Source organism: Hydrogenivirga sp. 128-5-R1-1 (assembly GCF_000171895.1).
Window position 1 is genome coordinate 1 of the sequence record NZ_ABHJ01000488.1, and the last position, 1,131, is coordinate 1,131.

Below are 1,131 nucleotides of genomic sequence, written 5' to 3' on the forward strand. Positions count from 1 at the left end.
AAAATGAAAGAAATAAACTTTGAAGAGCTTAAGACTAATGGGATAAAAGTTAATTATTACTTTATTTGTCCCAGAAAGCTCTGGCTTTTTGATAGAAATATCAGTATGGAAAATAAATCCGATAAAGTTCTGATGGGAGCATTACTCCATGAAAACAGTTATAGAAGGGATAAACCAAAGGAAGTTCTGATAGATAATCTAATTTCAATAGACATTGTTGATAGCCTGAATATTCGCGAGGTTAAATATTCTGATAAAATGGCACAAGCTGATAAAATGCAAATTCTTTACTATCTTTATTACCTCAAAAAACTTGGAATTAACAAAAAAGGCATAATAAACTATCCAAAGCAAAGGAAAAGAGAGTACATAGAACTGACTCCTGAGTACGAAAGAGAGATAGAAAAAGCATTAATAGAAATTGATAAAATTTTAAAGCAAGATAAACCGCCACATGTTATAAATGTTCCTTACTGCAAAAAATGTGCATATTACGAGTTTTGTTATGGATAGAATACTACAAAAATTAGAGAAAATAGAAAAAGAAAACAACATCACTATCCTTTATGCCTGTGAGTCAGGAAGCAGGGCGTGGGGATTTGAATCCCCTGATAGCGATTATGATATAAGATTTATATATGTAAACAGACTTGGTTATTACTTATCCATCTTGCCACAAAAAGATACAATTGAGATAACAGAAGAAACATTTGATTTTGCAGGCTGGGATTTGAAAAAGGCATTATCTTTGCTCAGGAAATCAAATCCTTCTATTATTGAATGGCTGAACTCTCCAATAGTTTACAAAAAAGACAAAGAGTTTTTTCAAAAAATAAAAGAGATTTCTAATCTTTCTTTTAACCCAAAGGCAATGATGTATCATTATCTAAGCATGGCTAAAACAAACTATAGAACGTATCTAAAAACAGAGGAGGTAAAAATCAAAAAATACTTTTATGTCATTCGTCCAATATTTTCTTTAATATGGATTGAAAAAACTAAAGCAATTCCGCCAATTAAATTTGAAGAACTTTTTAAACAGGTTGAAGTTGAGGAAAATATTAGAAATGCAATAAACAATTTATTAGTTATAAAAAAGCATACCAGAGAATTAGATTTACACCCAAGAGT

The 1,131-nt window shown here is 30.1% G+C and carries 2 protein-coding genes; both read left to right on the forward strand.

Going from position 1 to position 1,131, the window contains the following annotated elements; translation table 11 throughout:
* Positions 1-3 precede the first annotated feature (3 nt).
* The gene (cas4, locus tag HG1285_RS00470) at positions 4-513 is read left to right on the forward strand and encodes a CRISPR-associated protein Cas4 (protein WP_032497280.1); all 510 of its coding nucleotides are present in this window, start codon (positions 4-6) and stop codon (positions 511-513) included.
* On the forward strand, positions 506-1,131 hold a 626-nt coding region (locus HG1285_RS00465; RefSeq protein ID WP_008289657.1), incomplete at its 3' end, for a nucleotidyltransferase domain-containing protein. The genes cas4 and HG1285_RS00465, both read left to right, overlap by 8 nt.

Excerpts from the sequence above, each read along its gene's own strand:
- cas4 (WP_032497280.1), top strand. The coding sequence starts at position 4 with ATGAAAGAAATAAACTTTGAAGAGCTTAAGACTAATGGGATAAAAGTT.